The organism is Herbidospora sp. NBRC 101105 (assembly GCF_030269205.1).
GTDB lineage: Bacteria > Actinomycetota > Actinomycetes > Streptosporangiales > Streptosporangiaceae > Herbidospora > Herbidospora solisilvae.
Genome location: NZ_BSSX01000002.1, coordinates 166557 through 183439 on the forward strand (window position 1 = coordinate 166557; position 16883 = coordinate 183439).

The 16883-nt window shown below is 69.5% G+C and carries 15 protein-coding genes and 4 tRNA genes; 12 read left to right on the forward strand and 7 right to left on the reverse strand.

What is annotated here, in order from left to right; genetic code table 11:
• Positions 1-49: 49 nt before the first annotated feature.
• On the reverse strand, positions 50-1438 hold the full coding sequence (locus QSK34_RS09835) for an amidohydrolase (protein ID WP_285582403.1): 1389 nt from the start codon (positions 1436-1438) through the stop codon (positions 50-52).
• 67 nt (positions 1439-1505) lie between these two features.
• Here QSK34_RS09835 and QSK34_RS09840 point away from each other — a divergent pair, with 67 nt between their 5' ends.
• The 5 genes from QSK34_RS09840 (at position 1506) to QSK34_RS09860 (ending at position 3301) form a co-directional block, all read left to right on the forward strand.
• Positions 1506-2894, forward strand: coding sequence for a M14 family zinc carboxypeptidase (locus QSK34_RS09840; protein WP_285582405.1), 1389 nt, complete (start codon positions 1506-1508; stop codon positions 2892-2894).
• A 29-nt stretch (positions 2895-2923) separates the two neighbouring features.
• Positions 2924-2995 (forward strand) — tRNA-Gly (locus QSK34_RS09845).
• A 1-nt stretch (position 2996) separates the two neighbouring features.
• Positions 2997-3067: transfer RNA gene (locus tag QSK34_RS09850), tRNA-Cys, on the forward strand.
• Between the two features lie 74 nt (positions 3068-3141).
• Positions 3142-3213 (forward strand) — tRNA-Gly (locus tag QSK34_RS09855).
• Between the two features lie 13 nt (positions 3214-3226).
• A tRNA-Val gene (locus QSK34_RS09860) sits at positions 3227-3301 on the forward strand.
• A gap of 77 nt (positions 3302-3378) precedes the next feature.
• Here the strand turns inward: QSK34_RS09860 and QSK34_RS09865 are convergent.
• The gene (locus QSK34_RS09865) at positions 3379-3540 is read right to left on the reverse strand and encodes a hypothetical protein (RefSeq protein WP_285582407.1); all 162 of its coding nucleotides are present in this window, start codon (positions 3538-3540) and stop codon (positions 3379-3381) included.
• 391 nt (positions 3541-3931) lie between these two features.
• Between QSK34_RS09865 and QSK34_RS09870 the strand changes: the two genes are divergently transcribed.
• Positions 3932-4321, forward strand: coding sequence for a helix-turn-helix domain-containing protein (locus tag QSK34_RS09870; RefSeq protein ID WP_285582409.1), 390 nt, complete (start codon positions 3932-3934; stop codon positions 4319-4321).
• Between the two features lie 28 nt (positions 4322-4349).
• On the opposite strand, the gene QSK34_RS09875 is transcribed toward QSK34_RS09870, so the two are convergent.
• The gene (locus tag QSK34_RS09875; protein ID WP_285582411.1) at positions 4350-4895 is read right to left on the reverse strand and encodes a TetR/AcrR family transcriptional regulator; all 546 of its coding nucleotides are present in this window, start codon (positions 4893-4895) and stop codon (positions 4350-4352) included.
• A 158-nt stretch (positions 4896-5053) separates the two neighbouring features.
• Between QSK34_RS09875 and QSK34_RS09880 the strand changes: the two genes are divergently transcribed.
• The 3 genes from QSK34_RS09880 (at position 5054) to QSK34_RS09890 (ending at position 9115) form a co-directional block, all read left to right on the forward strand.
• Complete coding sequence (locus tag QSK34_RS09880; protein ID WP_285582413.1) at positions 5054-5893, forward strand: oxidoreductase; 840 nt, start codon at positions 5054-5056, stop codon at positions 5891-5893.
• A 173-nt stretch (positions 5894-6066) separates the two neighbouring features.
• A complete protein-coding gene (locus QSK34_RS09885) occupies positions 6067-7521 on the forward strand; it encodes an aldehyde dehydrogenase (protein WP_285582415.1) in 1455 nt (484 codons plus the stop codon).
• Between the two features lie 112 nt (positions 7522-7633).
• On the forward strand, positions 7634-9115 hold the full coding sequence (locus QSK34_RS09890) for an MFS transporter (protein ID WP_285582417.1): 1482 nt from the start codon (positions 7634-7636) through the stop codon (positions 9113-9115).
• A gap of 218 nt (positions 9116-9333) precedes the next feature.
• Here the strand turns inward: QSK34_RS09890 and QSK34_RS37745 are convergent, their stop codons facing one another.
• From QSK34_RS37745 to QSK34_RS09900, 3 genes are all read right to left on the reverse strand, one after another.
• Positions 9334-9648, reverse strand: coding sequence for a helix-turn-helix domain-containing protein (locus QSK34_RS37745; RefSeq protein WP_353051386.1), 315 nt, complete (start codon positions 9646-9648; stop codon positions 9334-9336).
• Positions 9593-9802 (reverse strand): hypothetical protein, encoded by a 210-nt coding sequence (locus QSK34_RS09895; protein ID WP_285582419.1) that lies wholly within the window; start codon positions 9800-9802, stop codon positions 9593-9595. Before QSK34_RS09895 ends, QSK34_RS37745 begins: the two co-directional genes overlap by 56 nt.
• Before the next feature lie 454 nt (positions 9803-10256).
• Positions 10257-10697: a hypothetical protein gene (locus tag QSK34_RS09900; protein ID WP_285582421.1), complete on the reverse strand. Its 441-nt coding sequence runs from the start codon at positions 10695-10697 to the stop codon at positions 10257-10259.
• Between the two features lie 461 nt (positions 10698-11158).
• On the opposite strand from QSK34_RS09900, the gene QSK34_RS09905 reads away from it, so the two are divergent.
• Both QSK34_RS09905 and QSK34_RS09910 read left to right on the forward strand, forming a co-directional pair.
• Entirely contained in the window at positions 11159-11536 is a 378-nt protein-coding gene (locus QSK34_RS09905; protein WP_285582423.1) for a VOC family protein, read from the forward strand.
• A 325-nt stretch (positions 11537-11861) separates the two neighbouring features.
• On the forward strand, positions 11862-15338 hold the full coding sequence (locus tag QSK34_RS09910) for a phosphodiester glycosidase family protein (protein WP_285582425.1): 3477 nt from the start codon (positions 11862-11864) through the stop codon (positions 15336-15338).
• A 109-nt stretch (positions 15339-15447) separates the two neighbouring features.
• Here the strand turns inward: QSK34_RS09910 and QSK34_RS09915 are convergent, their stop codons facing one another.
• Positions 15448-15789 carry a hypothetical protein gene (locus QSK34_RS09915; RefSeq protein WP_285582427.1) on the reverse strand — a complete coding sequence of 114 codons (342 nt, stop codon included), beginning with the start codon at positions 15787-15789 and terminating at the stop codon, positions 15448-15450.
• A 36-nt stretch (positions 15790-15825) separates the two neighbouring features.
• Here QSK34_RS09915 and QSK34_RS09920 point away from each other — a divergent pair, with 36 nt between their 5' ends.
• On the forward strand, positions 15826-16878 hold the full coding sequence (locus tag QSK34_RS09920; protein ID WP_285582429.1) for an STM4015 family protein: 1053 nt from the start codon (positions 15826-15828) through the stop codon (positions 16876-16878).
• Positions 16879-16883 lie beyond the last annotated feature (5 nt).

A 16883-nucleotide genomic window follows, 5' to 3' on the forward strand; every position in this document is an offset into this window, starting at 1 on the left:
TTACGGAGGAGGAACCGGGAATACCAAGAATCCTGCCCGATATCGGGCATCAAACCCCGTTTTTGTACGTCCACCGCCCGGCGAGCATCGTCCCGAGGATCTCCGGGTTCCGCAGATCGGACATGTCGCCCACGACGACGAGGTCGGCCGGGTCGCCGGCGTGGACGCCGGTCCGGCCCTGCGCGGCGGCGGCCAGCGCGGTGGCGAGCGGGATCGCCTGCTCGGGATGCCAGGCCGGCCGGTCGTCGTCGGTCCGGGTGACGGCCGAGGCGATGCCGTCCCACGGGTCGAGCGGCGACACCGGGGCGTCCGAGCCGATCTCGATGGTCGCCCCGGCGGCCAGCAGGTCGGCGAAGGCGTAGGCCCGGTCGGTGCGTCCCGGCCACTGGAGGTCGGCGACCTCGCGGTCGTCGGGCTGGTGGGCGGGCTGCACGCCCGCGACCAGGCCCTCCAGGGCGAACCGGGGGAAGTCGGCGCGGGAGACGAGCTGCGCGTGCTCGATCCGCCCCGGGCAGCCGAGGGTGTGGAAGGCGTCGAGGGCGATGGTGACCGCGTCGTCGCCGATGGCGTGCACGGCGGGATGGATCCCGTTCTCACTGGCCGCCTTCATGGTGCCGAGCAGTTCGTCGGGCGGCAGCTCCAGCAGGCCCCGCGAGGCGGTGCCGGGATAGGGGTCGGCGCAGTAGGCGGTCCGGGTGTTCAGGGACCCGTCCACGAACATCTTCACCGGCCCCACCCGCAGGAACTCGCCGATCTCCATTCCGGTACGCAGCCCGTTGGCGATCGCGGTGTCAAGCCGGTCCCGCGGGATCGAACAGGCGACCCGCACGTCGGTCCGGCGGCGCTGCCAGTCGCTCACGTTGTCGGCGTACTCGAAGTCGATGACCCCCGTGACCCCCCGCGCCGCCGCGGCCGTCATCGCCTCGGCCACCCATGCGTCGACCACCTCGGCGGGCGGCGGCGGCAGCGCGGCCAGCCCGCGGAAGCAGTCGCCTTCGAGGAGCACCCCGGTCGGGTGGTCGCCCCGGCCGATCAGCGAGAGCGCGGCCTGGCTGAACCAGGCCGTGTGGAGGTCGTTGCTGACCAGGACGAAGGGATGTTCGACCGGCAGCAGGTCCTTGTGCATCTCGTCGGCCCAGAAGGCGTCCCGGAAGCCGAAGCCCATGGTGGGCTCCCCCGGTCGTACCGCCTCCAGGATGAGGGAGACGGCGTGCGCGGCGGAGGTGGCCGCGGACAGGTCGGCACGGCGGCGGTTCTGCGCCCACTGCACGGAGTGCACGTGGGCGTCCACGAGACCGGGCAGCACGGTCGCGCCCTGGAGGTCGACGATCTCGTCGGGGGTGACGTCGCCGGGGGCGACGACCTGCCCGGCCGAGATCGCGAAGGCGGTGAGCGGCCCGCCGATCCCGGCTCGGGCGTTCCTGAACAGGAGAGACATGCCCTGAACCTTATTTGTCAGACTTTGTGTCTTTATAGGGGGTATGGTCCGTGTGCAAACTTAAGGGATGCTTGCTCCAGACCTGACGCGTGAACTCGGCACCGTCCCCGAGTACGACCGGTTCGCCACCGTCGACGAGGTCAACGAGTACCTGACCGGCCTGGCCGCCGCCCACCGCGACCTGGCCACGATCGAGCGGATCGGCACCTCACGCCTGGGCGACCCCCTGCTGTGCCTCACCATCGGCGAGGGCGACCGCGACGTCGTCGTGGCCGCCGGCCCCCACCCCAACGAGCCCATCGGCGGCCTGACGGTGATGCACCTGGCCTCCCGGCTCTGCGCGGACACGACGCTTCGCAACGGCGCCCGCTGGCACATCGTCGGCTGCCTCGACCCCGACGGCACCCGCCTCAACGAGGGCTGGTTCGCCGGGCCGTACACCAAGGCCCACTACGGCCGGCACTTCTACCGCCCCGCCGGGGACGAACAGGTCGAATGGACCTTCCCGTTCACCTACAAACGCTCCTACTTCGACCGGGTCCTGCCGGAGACCCTGGCCCTGATGCGGCTGATCGACCGGACCCGCCCCGCCTTCCTGACCACCCTCCACAACGGCGAACTCGGCGGCGTCTTCTACTACCTGTCCCGCCCCGAACCCGAGCTCCAGACGGTCCTGACCGAACTCCCCGCCCTGTTCGGCCTCCCCCTGCACGTCGGCGAACCCGAACACCCGGCCATCGGCCAGTTGGCCCCCGCGATCTTCCTCACCCCCCGCATGGAGGAGACCTACGACTACGTCGAGGCCCTCGGCCAGGACCCGACGGAGGTCATCACCGGCACCGCCTCCGACACCTACGCCGCCCGCTGGGGCACCCTCTGCCTCACCGCCGAACTCCCCTACTGGGTCGACCCCGCCGCCGGCGACACCTCGGAGACGGAGATCGCGTACGGGGAACTGATCCGCACCCAGGCCGCCCACCTGCGCGAGACCGCCACGATCCTGGAGGAGACCCTCACCGGCGTCACCGCCGACCTGGTCAGCTCCTCCCCCTTCCTCCGCGCCTCCCGCTTCTTCATCCCGATGCTCGCCAGCATCGCCGCCACCGACGAGAACCGCTCGACCGCCCCCGGCGCCGCCCGCCCCGCCACCGCCGCCGAGGTCTCCTCCTGCCGCGACCTCGTGCACAGCTACCGCCTCCGCTTCGGCGGCATGCTGCTGCGCGCCCTGGAGGGCGAGATGGCCATCGGCAACGGCACTCCCGCCATCCGGCGCGGCTGCCGGGCCCTGTCGGAGACGTACGAAAAATGGTGCGTGGACGCCGAAAACGAGATGTCCGACCAGACGATTCCGATCGCCCACCTGGTCGCCATCCAGTACGGAGCGATCCTCGCGGGCGCGCGGCACGCGCTTGGTGCGCACGAGCACCCGGGAAACACGCTAAAGTCTTCTTCGTGAGGCCGACCCGGAAGGGAACGGCGGATCACGCGGAAGTGGCTCAGGGGTAGAGCATCACCTTGCCAAGGTGAGGGTCGCGGGTTCGAATCCCGTCTTCCGCTCGGTGGAGTGGCCGAGAGGCGAGGCAGCGGCCTGCAAAGCCGCGTACACGGGTTCAAATCCCGTCTCCACCTCGAGGTCGTCACGGAGTCTCGTGAAGTCCGCTAGAGTAAGACAGGTGTCGCGGAGGTAAATCCGAGGCGACCACGCGGAAGTGGCTCAGGGGTAGAGCATCACCTTGCCAAGGTGAGGGTCGCGGGTTCGAATCCCGTCTTCCGCTCGGAAGTTTGCTTGGACGATTAGCTCAGCGGGAGAGCGCTTCCCTGACACGGAAGAGGTCACAGGTTCAATCCCTGTATCGTCCACCAGATTAATGCAGGTCATTGAGGGTTCCGGAGATTCTCCGGGGCCCTTTTTTGATCTTAGAAGGTCGCGGGGAGCCAATTCAGGCGGACTTACCCTGTGCTCCGAAGATCTCGTTCATTGCCTCTGCGCCTTGCGCGATCTCGGGGCTGAGCTGGAGCCGGTAGACCGACTCCGTGACGCGGGCGCCGGCGTGGCCGACGAGATCGGCGATCGTCTCGATGCGGACGCCGCGAGCTCTCATGATCGAGACGAATGAGTGCCGGAGTTCGCGTGCGTCTACGTGTCGTCGAGGCTGGCCGGTCGGGTTCACCCCACGTGGAGCCGGTATCGGAAGGATTCGGTCGTCGACTTGACGACGACGGGCTTCCGGTAGGCCTCGGGCCAGACCTGCAGAAGGTAACGCACTTCATCGCCCATTCGACCATCCCGAGGACGTGGTGGCGCAGGCGATGAGCACCGGACCCCGAGCGTGACCACCAGGATCGCGGTTGCACCATCGCCGACCACAGCCTGGTGAGGCCGCCACGAGCGTGGCGAGGATGCAGAGTGCCTACGCCGTCCGGCTTGTGAGGCTTTCGCTGGGTTGTCCTCCACCGTCGTACCGACAGAGATGACGGTGGTGGGAGACACGCATGGCCGAACCCGTGCGGGCACGGCGGCTGTCCGATCACGAAGGCCAGACTCTCCAACGGCTGATCCGCCGTGGCGCGCACGGCTCGATCCGGGTCCGCCGCGCGTTGATCATCATGGCCTCCGCCGGAGGGACGCCGGTCGGGGCCGTCGCGCGGTTGGTCGCCGCTGATGAGGACACCGTGCGCGATGTCATCCACGCCTTCGACGAGCGCGGACTGTCCGCGCTGGACCCTAACTGGGCGGGAGGCCGTCCCGCCACATCACCAGCGATGATGAGGACTTCGTCATCGCGGCGGCCACCACCCGCCGGAGTGGCGGGATCAGCGCACCACGGGTGGCTGCATGCGTGCGGGTTGATGCTGGACGGCGACGGCGCGGAAGAAGGCTAGAGCGCCGGCGACCGGCTCACCCGCAGGGTCAGGTCACTCCGAGGCCGCGCAGGAAGGCGTCCGCGACGAGGTCGGCCGCCTGCGGGGGATCCACTGCGGGGAACCGGTGGGCGATGCTGTCGACGAGTGCGTCGAGAACCGCGCGTGCCCAGGCCGCATCGATCTCGGCGCGCAGGTAGCCCTCATCGCAAGCGCGCTGGATGAAAGTGCTCAGGCGCGCACTCTGCGCTTCACGGCGAGCGCTGGCTTCGGGGTCCTTCTGCATCATGCGGCGCGTGTCGACAGGCCACTCGCGGGCGACCGGGATGATCCCCTCCAGATAGCGGTGGAGAGCGACCGGCACCGGGGCCTCGGTCAGCCGCGCCTCGTCCAACACCCGCTCGGCCGAGTCGAGTTTGGCCTTGAAGACGGCGCGCAGCAGCGCCTCCCGATTCGCGAAGCGGCGATGAACGGTGGTGCGGTCGACACCCGCCGCAGCGGCGATGGCCGCCATCGACGTGCTCGGATCCTCCGCCAGGAGGCGGGCCCCGGTGCGGAGGACGGAGGACAGGTTGCGTGCGGCATCGGCTCTCATGATCCGGCGATCCTAACCAGCAGTGGTGATTACAGCGCCATCATCCCATGGTGAGATACATCTCAGCTATTTATTGCAACATCGCTGTTGCAGTTGATGAGCAAACGTCTACATTGAGATCGCACCCAGAAGGACGGCGAGAAGATGAGGAGAACGCCATGTCACGGACTTGGTTGATCACCGGTGGTTCCCAGGGGCTGGGCAGGGCCCTGGCTATTCAGGCTCTTGAGGACGGTGATCGAGTCGTCGTCACGTCCCGCAGGCCGGAGGCTCTGGCTGATCTGAAGGCGAAGTATCCGGAGCGGCTGGAGACCGTGGCGCTGGATGTCACATCGCCGTCCGAGGCTCGGGGCGTGGTGGCGGCCGCAGTGGAGCGATTCGGCACCGTCGACGTCGTTGTGAACAACGCGGGTTACGCCACCAGCGGTTCGATCGAGGACTTCCCGGAGGACGAGTTCCGGGCGCAGGTCGAGGCGAACCTGTTCGGTGTGATCAACGTGACCCGGGCGGCCCTGCCCGTACTGCGTGGCCAGCGGTCCGGGCACATCGTGCAGATCTCGTCCATCGGCGGCCGGGTCGGCGGCACGCCCGGGCTCAGCGCCTACCAGACAGCGAAGTTCGGAGTCGAAGGCTTCTCCGAGGTGCTGGCGAACGAGGTGGCCCCGTTCGGCATCAAGGTGATCATCGTGGAGCCGGGCGGTATCCGCACCGGCTGGGCCGCCGGCGCCGCGAAGCCGTCCGGACCCATCGCTCCTGACTATCAGCAGACGGTCGGCGCATGGCTGGAGCAGTTCGCGGCCTACAGCGGCAACGAGCCCGGCGACCCCGTCCGAATGGCCCGGGCCGTCATCGCCGCCGTGGACGCGCCCGAGCCCCCGCGCCGGCTCCTTCTCGGCAGCGATGCCCTGGAAATCGCCGTCAGCGCGGAAAAGGCTCGCCTGGCCGAGGCCGACACATGGGCCGAAGCGAGCCGCTCCACCGACCACCAGACCGCGTAACGACCCTGCAGCTTCGCGTGCCGTCGGTCGCCTGCCCGACGGCACGCGACCACGGGCCCGGCGACAGCGCGGATACCCGCTCTCTCCGGTGGTCTCCTCCACTCCTGCGGCCTTGGACGCACTCCCGCCCGCGCCCTGCACCCACCACGTTTCACATGAAGAAATCGACAGACATGACTGTTCGCGACAAGCTCTACATCGGCGGCTCCTGGGTCACCCCCAGCAACCCGGAGCTGCTCGACATCCTTTCCCCCCACGACCAGTCGGTGCTGGGCCGCGTGGCCCAGGCCGCACCCGCCGACGTGGACGCGGCCGTCGCCGCGGCCCGCGAGGCCTTCGACCACGGCCCCTGGCCGCGCACCACGCCCGAGGAGCGGCAGGAGATCATCCGGCGCTACGACGCCCTGCGCACCGCCCGCGCCGACGAGGTCGCCGCGGCGATCTCCGTCGAGAACGGCTCGGCCGGCTGGTTCACCAAGGTCGGCCAGTCCTTCCTGACCCGCCAGGTCAACGCTTACCTCAAGGCGGCCGAGGAGTTCGGCTGGGAGGAGGTCATCGAACCCTCCGACCCGTCGGTGGCCTTCGACACCATCGTGCGGCGGGAGGCGATCGGCGTGGTCGCCGCGGTCATCCCGTGGAACTCGCCGTTCTCCGCCGCCACCGCCAAGCTGATCCCGGCCCTGCTGGCCGGCAACACGGTTGTTCTGAAGGTCTCCCCGGAGAACTCCCTCAGCATGATGCTGCTGGCGGACCTGTGGCACGAGGCAGGGCTTCCCGCGGGCGTGCTCAGCATCCTTCCCGCCGACCGCGAGACCAGCGAGTACCTCGTCTCCCACCCGGACGTCGACAAGATCGCCTTCACCGGCTCCACGCGTGCCGGCCGGCGCATCGCCTCCATCGCCGGCGAGCACCTCAAGCGGGTCAGCCTGGAGCTGGGCGGCAAGTCCGCGGCTCTGATCCTGGAGGACGCGGACCTGGACGCCGCCGTACAGGGCCTGCGCTTCGGCTCCTTCGGCAACAACGGCGAGGCCTGCATCCTGCAGACCCGCATCCTGGTCCCCCGCGAGCGTCACGAAGAGGTCGTCGCCGCGCTCAAGGACATGGTCGAATCGCTGAAGGTCGGCGACCCTTCCGCCCCCGACACCTTCATCGGCCCGATGATCCGCCCCGACCAGCAGCAGCGCGTCATCGACTACATCAACATCGGCATAGCGGAGGGCGCCCGCCTGGTCACCGGCGGCCCGCACGTCCCCCAGGGCCTGGAAAAGGGCAACTACGTCACCCCGACCCTCTTCGCCGACGTCGACAACTTTATGCGCATCGCCCAGGAGGAGATCTTCGGCCCGGTCCTGGCCGTCATCGCCTACGACGACGAGGACGACGCCGTCCGCATCGCCAACGACTCCGAATATGGCCTCTCAGGCGGCATCTGGAGCGCCGACCCCGAGCGCGCCCTGGCCGTCGCCCGCAAGCTGCGCACCGGAACCATCACCCTCAACGGATCGCCCATCAGCTTCGACGGCCCCTTCGGCGGCTACAAGGCCAGCGGCCTCGGCCGCGAGTACGGCAAGGTCGGACTCACCGGCTACATCGAGCACAAGTCCATCACCCGGCTTCGGCAGCCGTAGCCGACCGGAGTGGCGCATACCTACCGGGCCGGAACCACCCGCAGTGCGGTCGGCAGGCCCACCTCCTGGCCGTGACCGCTCCCCGCAATCGCTGTACCAGGGTGCAACCCACATGCGCGAGACCCACGACCTGCCCCGCGCCGTCGTCAGGACGCCCCCGTTTCCCCGGAAAGACAACCCCATGCCCAGCAAGTCCACCCGCCTCATCTTCGCAGTCCTCGCGAGCGGGGCCGGCGTGTTCTCCATGCTGCAGTCACTGATCGCGCCGGCTCTGCCGACTCTCCAACACGCACTGCACACCTCCCAATCCACCGCCACATGGGTGATGACGGCCTACCTACTGTCCGCCTCGGTGTGCACCCCGATCATCGGCCGGGTCGGCGACCTGGCCGGCAAGAAGCGCACCCTCGTCGCAGTCCTGCTGACCGTCCTCGCCGGCTGTCTGCTCGCCGCCCTCGCTCCGAACGTCGGCGTCCTGATCATCGCCCGCGTCATTCAGGGCGCCGGAGGCGCGGTGTTCCCACTGTCCTTCGGCATCATCCGCGACCAGTTCGAACCCGGCAGGGTCAGCGGCAGCATCAGCACCCTTTCCGCCGTGATCGCCGCCGGCGGCGGCGTCGGCATAGTCGCTGCCGGTCCCATCGTGGCCGGGCTCGACTACCGCTGGCTGTTCTGGTTTCCCGTCGTCATCGTCGCCGTCACCGCCCTGCTGGCCCTGCGCTATGTCCCCGAGTCGCCCCGACGAGCGAAGGGACGGGTCAGCTGGTCCGGCGCGGTGCTGCTGTCCGGATGGCTGGTCGCGCTGCTCCTGCCGGTCAGCCGCGGCAGCCGGTGGGGCTGGAGCTCCGCTGCTGTGATCGCGCTGTTCGCCGCGGCCGTCGCGCTCTTCGCCCTGTGGCTGTTCGCGGAGTCCCACTCCCGCAGCCCGCTGATCGACCTGCGCATCATGCGCGTGCGGTCCGTGTGGACCACGAACGCCGCCGCTCTGCTGTTCGGCGCAGGCCTGTCGTCGGTCTGGTCGTTCCTGCCCGGCTTCGTACAGACACCCCGCTCCGCCGGCTACGGATTCGGCGCCAGTGTCACCACGTCCGGACTGCTCATGTCGCCCATGCTGATCGCGATGTTCGTCGCCGGTGTGGTCAGCGGACGCCTGGAACCCAAGGTCGACGCCAGACGCCTGCTGATCTCGGGGGCCGTCTCCGCCGCGGTCGCCTGCGCCATCCTCGCCCTGTGGCACACCCAGCAGTGGCAGATCGCCGTCGCGGCGGGCGTTTTCGGCCTCGGCGTCGGTCTCGCCTTCGCCTCCATGGCCAACCTCATCGTCAGCGGCGTACCTGCCGAGCAGACCGGCGCCGCGACCGGCATGAACACCAACCTCCGCTCCGTCGGCGGCGCCATCGGAACCGCGATCACCAGTCTCCTGGTCACCAGCCACCTCCAGCCCTCCGGCCTGCCGTACGACTCCAGCTACACCCACAGCTTCTCCGCGCTGACCCTCCTCCTGCTCGGAGCCGCCCTCGCCGCCGCCCTCGCCCCGGCCCGCAAAGCCGTCCGTACGCCCCACCTACAGCCGACTCCGGCCGTCGCAGAGTAAACAGGGACCACCCTGGGCTGAGCGGCCCCGACATAGGCCGTGCGACTCCCGACGGAGGTACTGTGCGTTGGGTGACGGTTTCAGGCAGGCCGTGACGGCCGGTGATCGTGCTCTGTGGAGAGCTGTGGTTGATGCCCTTTGGGCATCTGCCACGGGTCTCCTTCCTTTATACGGGGGGACGACCCCCCGAATTCCCGATGTCAGGGGCCTTCGCCCCCTCACGCTCCCCCGGCCCGCTTCGCGCTCCCGACGTCGCTGGTGCTCCGGGTCGCTCTCGCTCCTTGCGAGCGGCTCCGCCCCTCGCGCTCCCTCGACAGGCCTCGCTTCGCCTTGTCTGCGATCAATCTCGCCGACAGGGGCGTTCCGCTCGATGCCGGCAGTTCGCACGCCAGGGCCTTCACCTCGTCCACAACGCGGGCGGAGAACACGCGCGGCCTGCCGGGGCGCGGCGCGTCGGCCGATCCCTCGATGCCCCGCTCACAGTACCGGCGCCGCCCTTTTCGGGGCCGTGTCCTGGCAGATGCGCAGCCGATCCGCGATCACCCGGTTCGCCGCGGCGAGCAGCACAATCTGTGATCGAAGCACGAGGCGAAACGGCGCGGAGGCGCGCCGGGACAGGGACTCCAGCTCAGCGCGCTCAGCCTCGCCAAGGGTGCGGCCAGATCGGTAGGGCACGATGGCCCGCATGGCAAGGCCACCAGACCTCGTTGCGCCAGCGCCTGGCCGCGAGGGCACGCCAGCGCTGGCCTCAGCTCGCCGGCATCACCGTCCGCTACCACGGCGAGTTCGCCTACGTCTCCGGCCGGCTCCCCGATGGCGCCATCCTGCCGCTCTGCCGGATCCGCTACGCCGGATCCGCCACCAGCTGGGGCTTCGCTGTCTACCGCGCCGGCCACGACGACTACGAGAAGTCCGTCCTGCCCAGCGGTTACCCGGTCGGCACCCCGCAGGAAGCCCTCGGCTGCGCCTGCGGCCTCTGCCTCGGCGACACTACGGCCTGGCTCGACCGCCACCCCCAACGAATCCGCGGGCGCGACCACTGGTTAGTGACATGTCTGGATTCCGTTGAGATCAGGTCGCGACAATGCGGCCCGTGCAGGGTGCGGTGCCGGACAACTCCGGCACCGCACCTGTTCGTCGGTCAGGGGGTGGTCCAGTCCTCGCAGCTCTTGCCCTGGAAGCTGCCGGAGGCGCCGTTCTTGAGCCAGACCCAGCTGCTGACGTAGTTGCAGTAACGCTGGTTACCGGCCGGGTCAGAGACCCACAGGTTGGCGAAGCAGTAACCCACCGTGGGGTAGTAGCAGGTGGTCGTGCGCTGGCTGACGATGCTGCCGTCGCGGTACGCGATGACCGTCATCTCGACCCGGTTGAACATTTCGCTGTTGCAGTTGATGTGGCCACGGAACTCGATCGAGCTGCCGCCGGCGTGCGGGGTCTCGGTCACCTGGCTGCAGTACCAGCTGATCGGGCCGGCGGCCGCGGACGCCGGTCCCGCAGCACCCACCGCGGCCGTCGCGGCGGCGATGAGCAGAGCCAGCGCGGTGAGCAGGGTGACCCAGCGGCGGTGCGGGACCTGGGCCATGCGGTCAGGTAGACCACGGGCATCGGAAGTTTCGATCACTCCTCGTCCTTCCCCTTGAATCGGCCGTGGCGCTCCGGTGCGGACCACGGACTCGCGCTGAGCATCGGATCGTCTGGTATAGACGCGATATATGCCCAGGTGGGACGCGCTTTGGGTGCCCGGGGATCGGGGCGGGCGCGGGTGAATCCCGCCGCGTCGCCGTCCGGGCGGATCCGGATCAATGGGCGAGCACGTCACCCGGAGATCGGCGCTGGTCATGTCAGTGGAATAGCGCGCGGTCGGACGGCGAACTGCGGGGCGGCTCGGTCGTGGTGGTGGGCTGTCGGAACCGGAACTGTTGTGCCCCGGCTGGTCCCACCCGGCCTGACGGGCCCTCCTACCATGAAGATGAGAAGGCGAAGACAACGCGGCCTCTGCCATATCCCCCCTGTGGTCGGGGACCATCTGGGAAAGAGATCGATATGTCAGTGCGGTTGAACCACACCATCGTGGCGGCCCGTGACCGTGAGGAGACCGCCGCGTTTCTGACGGAGATTCTCGGTCTGCCGCCCGCGACGGCTTTCGGGCCGTTCCTCGTCGTCGACCTCGGCAACGAGGTGTCCCTCGACGTGGCCGGAACCGACGGTCCCGTGCATCCCCAGCACTATGCCTTCCTGGTCACCGAGGAGGAGTTCGACCAGATCCGGGACCGGATCAAGGGCCGCGGGCTCACCTTCTGGGCCGACCCGTTCCACCAGCGGCCGGATCAGATCAACACCAACGACGGCGGTCGCGGCCTGTACTGGTCCGACCCCAACGGCCACAACCTGGAGATCATCACTCGGCCGTACGGGGGATGAGCACGGGATCCACGCATGATCTTTACGCCGGATCCAGGACACGCAGCCTGCGTCCGCTGGTGAGCACGCCGGTCTCGTTCAGATTCGTGGTGTCTATCCGCTGACCACACGCCCTATCGAGCTGATCCGGTCCCGAGCCTGCTGTGCGCCGCCGGTCATCTTCAGCGATGCCGGCCGACGCCTCTTCCGCCAGGCTTCATTGCCTGCTCGTAGTGGCGTCACCAGGGCTTCTTCGGTGATCTCTTCAATCAGGTGCTTGTGCCCTTGATCCAACTGGGCGCAGCGGGGGTGTTTCCCCCGTGTCATCACTTGACCCGAGGTACCGATGAAATCGATGGTCTCGAACCATCCACGTACGAAGCTGCTGCTGGTGGCGCTCGCCGCGGCGAGCACGCTGGCGGTCGCGCCGGCCGCCGCTTACGCGGACGGCGGTCCGCCCGCGCCGGTGACCGGCGGAATTCCCCTGATCAACACGACTGAGAAGATCGGTCCGGGGATCGAGTTACGGCACGTGAAGGCGGTCGACCAAAAGGGCTGGTACGACGCGCAGTTCCTCAGCGTGGACCTGTCCAACAGTGCGGTCGGCACCGATCTGCTGACCGCCGGACCGGTCGCGTTCGGCGGGCCGCTCAGCGTGGCCGCCAACAAGGCCGGGGCCGTCGCGGGTGTCAATGGCGAGTTCTTCGACATCGGCAACTCCAACGCGGCGCTCGGTGGCGAGATTCAGGACGGGCGGCTCGTCAAGACCGCCGACATCGGCGGCCGGCAGCACGTCGGCGTCAGCAAGGACGGCGTCGCCCAGCTCGTGAACCTCATGGTCGACGCGGCCGCGAACTTCGCGGGCGCGGACCACACGGTCCTGTCGGTCAACGCCGCGAACGGCGGCGGGGTGCCCGCGGACGGCCTGATCGCGTTCACGTCCGCGTGGGGCGACTACAGCCGTAACCGCGGCCTGACGGGCGTGGCGAACGACCAGATCGCCGAGGTGCTGGTGCAGAACGGGTCCGTCGTGTCGGTCACGCCTGCCGGTCCCGCGGGGTCTGGGGCGATCCCGGACGACGGCTTCGTGCTGGTCGGGCGTGGTGCCGCCGCGACCGCGATCCGGGCGCTGCGGCCCGGCGAGCCGGTGACGCTCAGCTACGAGCTCGCCGACGACGTCGCGAAGACGATGAAGTTCGCGCTCGGCCACGGCGGCACCATCGTCACCGGCGGCCGGGTCGTCGGCGGCCTGGACCCCTCGATCGCCCCGCGCACCGCGCTCGGCTTCAAGGACGGCGGTCGCACGCTCGTGCTCGCCACCTGGGACGGGCCGGGCGGCACCGGCAAGGGCGGCGTCGGGATCGACAAGGAGGCGCGTGACCTCGTCGCGATGGGCGTGGAGACCGCGGTCAACCTCGACGGGGGCGGCTCGACCACGATGGTCGCCCGCGCGCTCGGGCGCGAGGAGGCGACCGTCCGCAACGTCCCGTCCGACGGGCGGGAGCGCAACGACCCGAACGGCGTCGGCGTGTTCGTCGCGAAGGGCGACGGCAGGCTGCACGAGCTGCTCATCCGGCCCGCGCCGGGTGCGGCGTCGGCCGACGGCGGCCTGAAGGTCTTCCCGGGACTGCACCTTCCGCTCGTCGCGGACGGCGTCGACGACCACCTGACGCCGGTGAGCGTCGACCCGGAGTCCGTACGGTGGTCGGCCAACGGAGGGTCCGTCGAAGGCGGGACACTCGTGGCGCCGGCCGAGCCGAACGGCCGGATCACCGTCGACGCTCGGGTGGGTCCCACGGTGGCGCGGCCCGCGAAGGTCACCGTGCTCGACCCGCTCAGCAGCGTCGAGTTGTCGTCCCAGCGACTTTCGATCGCCGAGGCGACGCCCGCCAACGCGGTCACCGTCTCCGTGACCGGCCGCGACGCCCAGGGGTACACGGCCCCGATCGACCCGCGGGACCTCGCGCTCGACTACGACCACGACGTCGTCGACATCAAGTCCGTGGACGGCAAGTTGAAGATCACCCCGCTGACCGCCGCGGGCACGATCCTGACGGTCGCGGTCGGCGGCACGTCGGTCCAGCTGCCAATCACCGTCGGCGTGGAGACCAAGACGGTCTACGACTTCGACGACGACGTGCTGGCCCGCTGGCGCAACAACAGCACCGCGGCCACGACGTTCTCGGTGGACCCCGACGGTCTGCGGATCGACTTCACCGCGATGCGCAACGTGGGCATCACGGCGGCGTCGGCGGCCCGGCGCGTCGGCGTGCCCGGCCAGCCGCTGCGCCTGCGGATGCGGATCAAGTCGAGCATCAGCGTGCCGAACGGCCTGACCTACCTGGCCTACACCGACGCGACCGGCAAGGGCACCGGCGTCTACGGCACCGCCCTGACCGCGAGCGACGACTGGCAGTACGCGTCGTTCACGTTGCCGGCGAACACGCCGTTCCCGATCTCGGTCTCGGGCTTCCAGGGCATCAACACGAGCGTCCCCCAGCAGAAGGCCGGCACGTTCGTCCTGGACCGCATCGAGGCCGACGTCCCGACGTCGATCGACCTGCCCGCCCAGCCCGGCCTCCGGCCCGACCCGCTGATCTCCGACGACGGCTCGCTGCCCGAGGGCCCCGGCACGTGGCGGTTCGCCACACTGTCGGACGTGCAGTTCACGGCCGACAACCCGGCGCTGACCCAGGTCGCGACGGCCGCCGTCAAGCGGATCCGCAAGACGGAACCGGACCTGATCATCCTGAACGGTGACATCACCGACCGCGGCCTGCCGCAGGACCTCACGCTGGCCCGCCAGGTGCTCACCGACGCCGGGTGCGACCTCGTCCCGGTCGGCCGGGAGCCGTCGGCGGACAGCACGCCGGACCCGGACGCCGGCTCGATCCCGTGTTACTACGTGCCGGGCAACCACGAGTCCTACGGCCTCAACAACGTCCAGTCCGACCTGACGAACTTCACCAACGAGTTCGGCCGGCCGTACCGGACGTTCGACCACAAGGGCACGCGGTTCATCCTGCTCGCCAGCTCGCTCGGCTCGCTGCGCTCGACGGCGTGGGACCAGCTCCCGATGCTGCAGAAGGCGCTCCAGGACGCCGAGAAGGACGCGTCGGTGCGCAACGTCGTGGTGTTCGCCCACCACCCGGTGGACGACCCCGCCGAGACCGATTCCAGCCAGCTCGGCGACCGTGACGAGGTCGCGCTCGTGGAGAACATGCTCACGGACTTCCGCGACTCCACGGGCAAGGGCGCCGCGATGGTCGGCTCCCACGCCCAGATCGCCGACGTCCACCGCCTCGAAGGCGTCCCGTACGTGGTGCTGCCGTCGTCGGGCAAGGACCCGTACGGCACGCCGGACCGCGGCGGATTCACCGGGTGGGTCAACTGGTCCGTCGACTCGCGGCGGGACGCGGACAAGCAGTGGCTCGAGGCCGAGGTGCGCGCCTTCGCGCAGTCCGTCACGCTCACCACTCCGGACTCGCTCGAGGTGGACGAGACGGCGCAACTCTCGGGCGGCATCGTGCAGCCGGCGGGCGTGTCGACGGGCACGCGTGTGGTGCCGCTGCGGTACCCGATGTCGGTCGGCTGGAGCGGCTCGTCCAACCTGGCGATCGGCAGCGGGCAGGATGCCATCGACACGGCCCTCCGCAAGGGCAGGGTCGCGATCCTCGACCCGCGGACCCGGACGCTCACCGCGCTGAACCCCGGCACGGTGACCGTGATGGTGACGAACGACTCGATGCGCGCCTACACCGACGACAGCTCGCTCGCGCCGATCACGACGTCGAAGACGATCCGGGTCGTGCGCGGCAAGTGACTGTGGCCGCGACCGCCCGGATCGGCTCCTGAGCGGCGGCCCGACTGAGGGCGAGCACGTACGTGCTCGCCCTCAGTGTTGCCCGGCCGACTCACCGGCGCATCTGGGCTCAGTAGCTGGCGCTCCAGCTGTACCACTCGCCCCGCAGATGTTCGAAGGTCGAGGCGGCGCCCCCGTTGATCTCGTGGGCCGGTGGTTTCTTCGGGCTCCAGACATAGCCAAAGGGGTCCACTCCCTCCACGGCCTCGCCCGTCACGAAGTAGACGCGGTCGCGGAAGCGGTAGACGTCCAGGAACTCGATCCCCGCGATCGTGCGCTTTCCGGAGGCGTCGGGGCCGATCGTCTCGGCCACCCGTTCCAGTTCGGGAAGGGAGCGCAGGACAAGATCCTCATGGCTGGGCCCGCAGGCCACCAGCGTCAGCAGGGCGGCGCAGACGGCCGGTCTTCTCACCGTCGAATTGTCGGCCATTCCTGGTAAGGATGGCGCATGATCTTCGAGGGCGACGAGTGGTACGCCGACGACCGTGAGCACGACCGCTATCTCGACGCGCAATATCGCGGGAGAGCGGCCGACCCGCGCGACTGCGGGGAGACGTTCGTGCCTGAATCCGGGTTCTACGACATCGACCGGATGGGTGCCCACCGGGAGACCTTCGCCGGGCTTCCCGTCGCCGGATATCGGCTGCTCAACGGCCGCGTCAAAGCCGATCCCGCCCTTGTGGCCTGGCCCCTGCACGGCGCTGAGATGTACGAGGAGGCCGACGAGGCCGGATACGCCGCCGCGCTGGAGGATCTGCTCGCCGTCGCCGACGGGTCGCGGATCGGGGCCGTCGTGGTCCCCGGGATCAGCGCCCGCCACGCGCCCGCGGTGCTCGCGGCCAACGCCCACCGGCTCCCCCGGTTACGATCGTTGTTCCTCGGCTGCACCAATCCCGAGTACCAGATCTCCTGGATCGCCCAGGGTGACATCACGCCGATCCTGGAGGCGTTCCCCCTGCTGGAGCGGCTCGACGTCCGGGGCGGTGACGGCCTTGAGCTGATGCCCGTGAGCCACGCGTCGCTCAGGATCCTGCGGTTCGAGACCGGGGGGCTGCCCGAAGGGGTCGTGCGGGCGATCGGCGACAGCGAGTTGCCCACGCTGGAGCACCTGGAGTTGTGGCTAGGCACGCCCGAATACGGCGGCGGCGCGACGCTGGGCGACCTCGAAGGCATCCTCGACGGCACCGGCCTGCCCGCGCTGCGGCGACTGGGCCTGTGCGACTGCGAGTTCCAGGACGAGGTGGCCGCCGCCCTCGCCGCCGCGCCGGTCGTCTCCCGGCTGGAGGAGCTCAGCCTGGCCATGGGCAGCCTGACCGACGACGGAGTCGAGGCCCTGCTGACCGGCCAGCCCCTCACCCACCTGCGCCGGCTCGACCTGCACCACCACTTCGTCTCCGAGCCCATGGGCGAACGCCTCCGCGCCGCCCTGCCCGGGGTCGAGATCGACCTCTCCGAACCGCACGACCGCCGGGCGGGACCGTACATCTCCGTCGCTGAGTGACCCCG

What these genes read in the sequence shown, in the direction of transcription:
- QSK34_RS09900 (WP_285582421.1), bottom strand. Translation starts at nt 10,697, where the DNA reads ATGGCCCAGGTCCCGCACCGCCGCTGGGTCACCCTGCTCACCGCGCTG.
- QSK34_RS09910 (WP_285582425.1), top strand. Translation starts at nt 11,862, where the DNA reads ATGAAATCGATGGTCTCGAACCATCCACGTACGAAGCTGCTGCTGGTG.
- QSK34_RS09840 (WP_285582405.1), top strand. Translation starts at nt 1,506, where the DNA reads ATGCTTGCTCCAGACCTGACGCGTGAACTCGGCACCGTCCCCGAGTAC.
- QSK34_RS09920 (WP_285582429.1), top strand. Translation starts at nt 15,826, where the DNA reads ATGATCTTCGAGGGCGACGAGTGGTACGCCGACGACCGTGAGCACGAC.
- QSK34_RS09870 (WP_285582409.1), top strand. Translation starts at nt 3,932, where the DNA reads ATGGCCGAACCCGTGCGGGCACGGCGGCTGTCCGATCACGAAGGCCAG.
- QSK34_RS09885 (WP_285582415.1), top strand. Translation starts at nt 6,067, where the DNA reads ATGACTGTTCGCGACAAGCTCTACATCGGCGGCTCCTGGGTCACCCCC.
- QSK34_RS09880 (WP_285582413.1), top strand. Translation starts at nt 5,054, where the DNA reads ATGTCACGGACTTGGTTGATCACCGGTGGTTCCCAGGGGCTGGGCAGG.
- QSK34_RS09895 (WP_285582419.1), bottom strand. Translation starts at nt 9,802, where the DNA reads ATGCGGGCCATCGTGCCCTACCGATCTGGCCGCACCCTTGGCGAGGCT.
- QSK34_RS09865 (WP_285582407.1), bottom strand. Translation starts at nt 3,540, where the DNA reads ATGAGAGCTCGCGGCGTCCGCATCGAGACGATCGCCGATCTCGTCGGC.
- QSK34_RS09835 (WP_285582403.1), bottom strand. Translation starts at nt 1,438, where the DNA reads ATGTCTCTCCTGTTCAGGAACGCCCGAGCCGGGATCGGCGGGCCGCTC.
- QSK34_RS09905 (WP_285582423.1), top strand. Translation starts at nt 11,159, where the DNA reads ATGTCAGTGCGGTTGAACCACACCATCGTGGCGGCCCGTGACCGTGAG.
- QSK34_RS09890 (WP_285582417.1), top strand. Translation starts at nt 7,634, where the DNA reads ATGCGCGAGACCCACGACCTGCCCCGCGCCGTCGTCAGGACGCCCCCG.
- QSK34_RS09875 (WP_285582411.1), bottom strand. Translation starts at nt 4,895, where the DNA reads ATGAGAGCCGATGCCGCACGCAACCTGTCCTCCGTCCTCCGCACCGGG.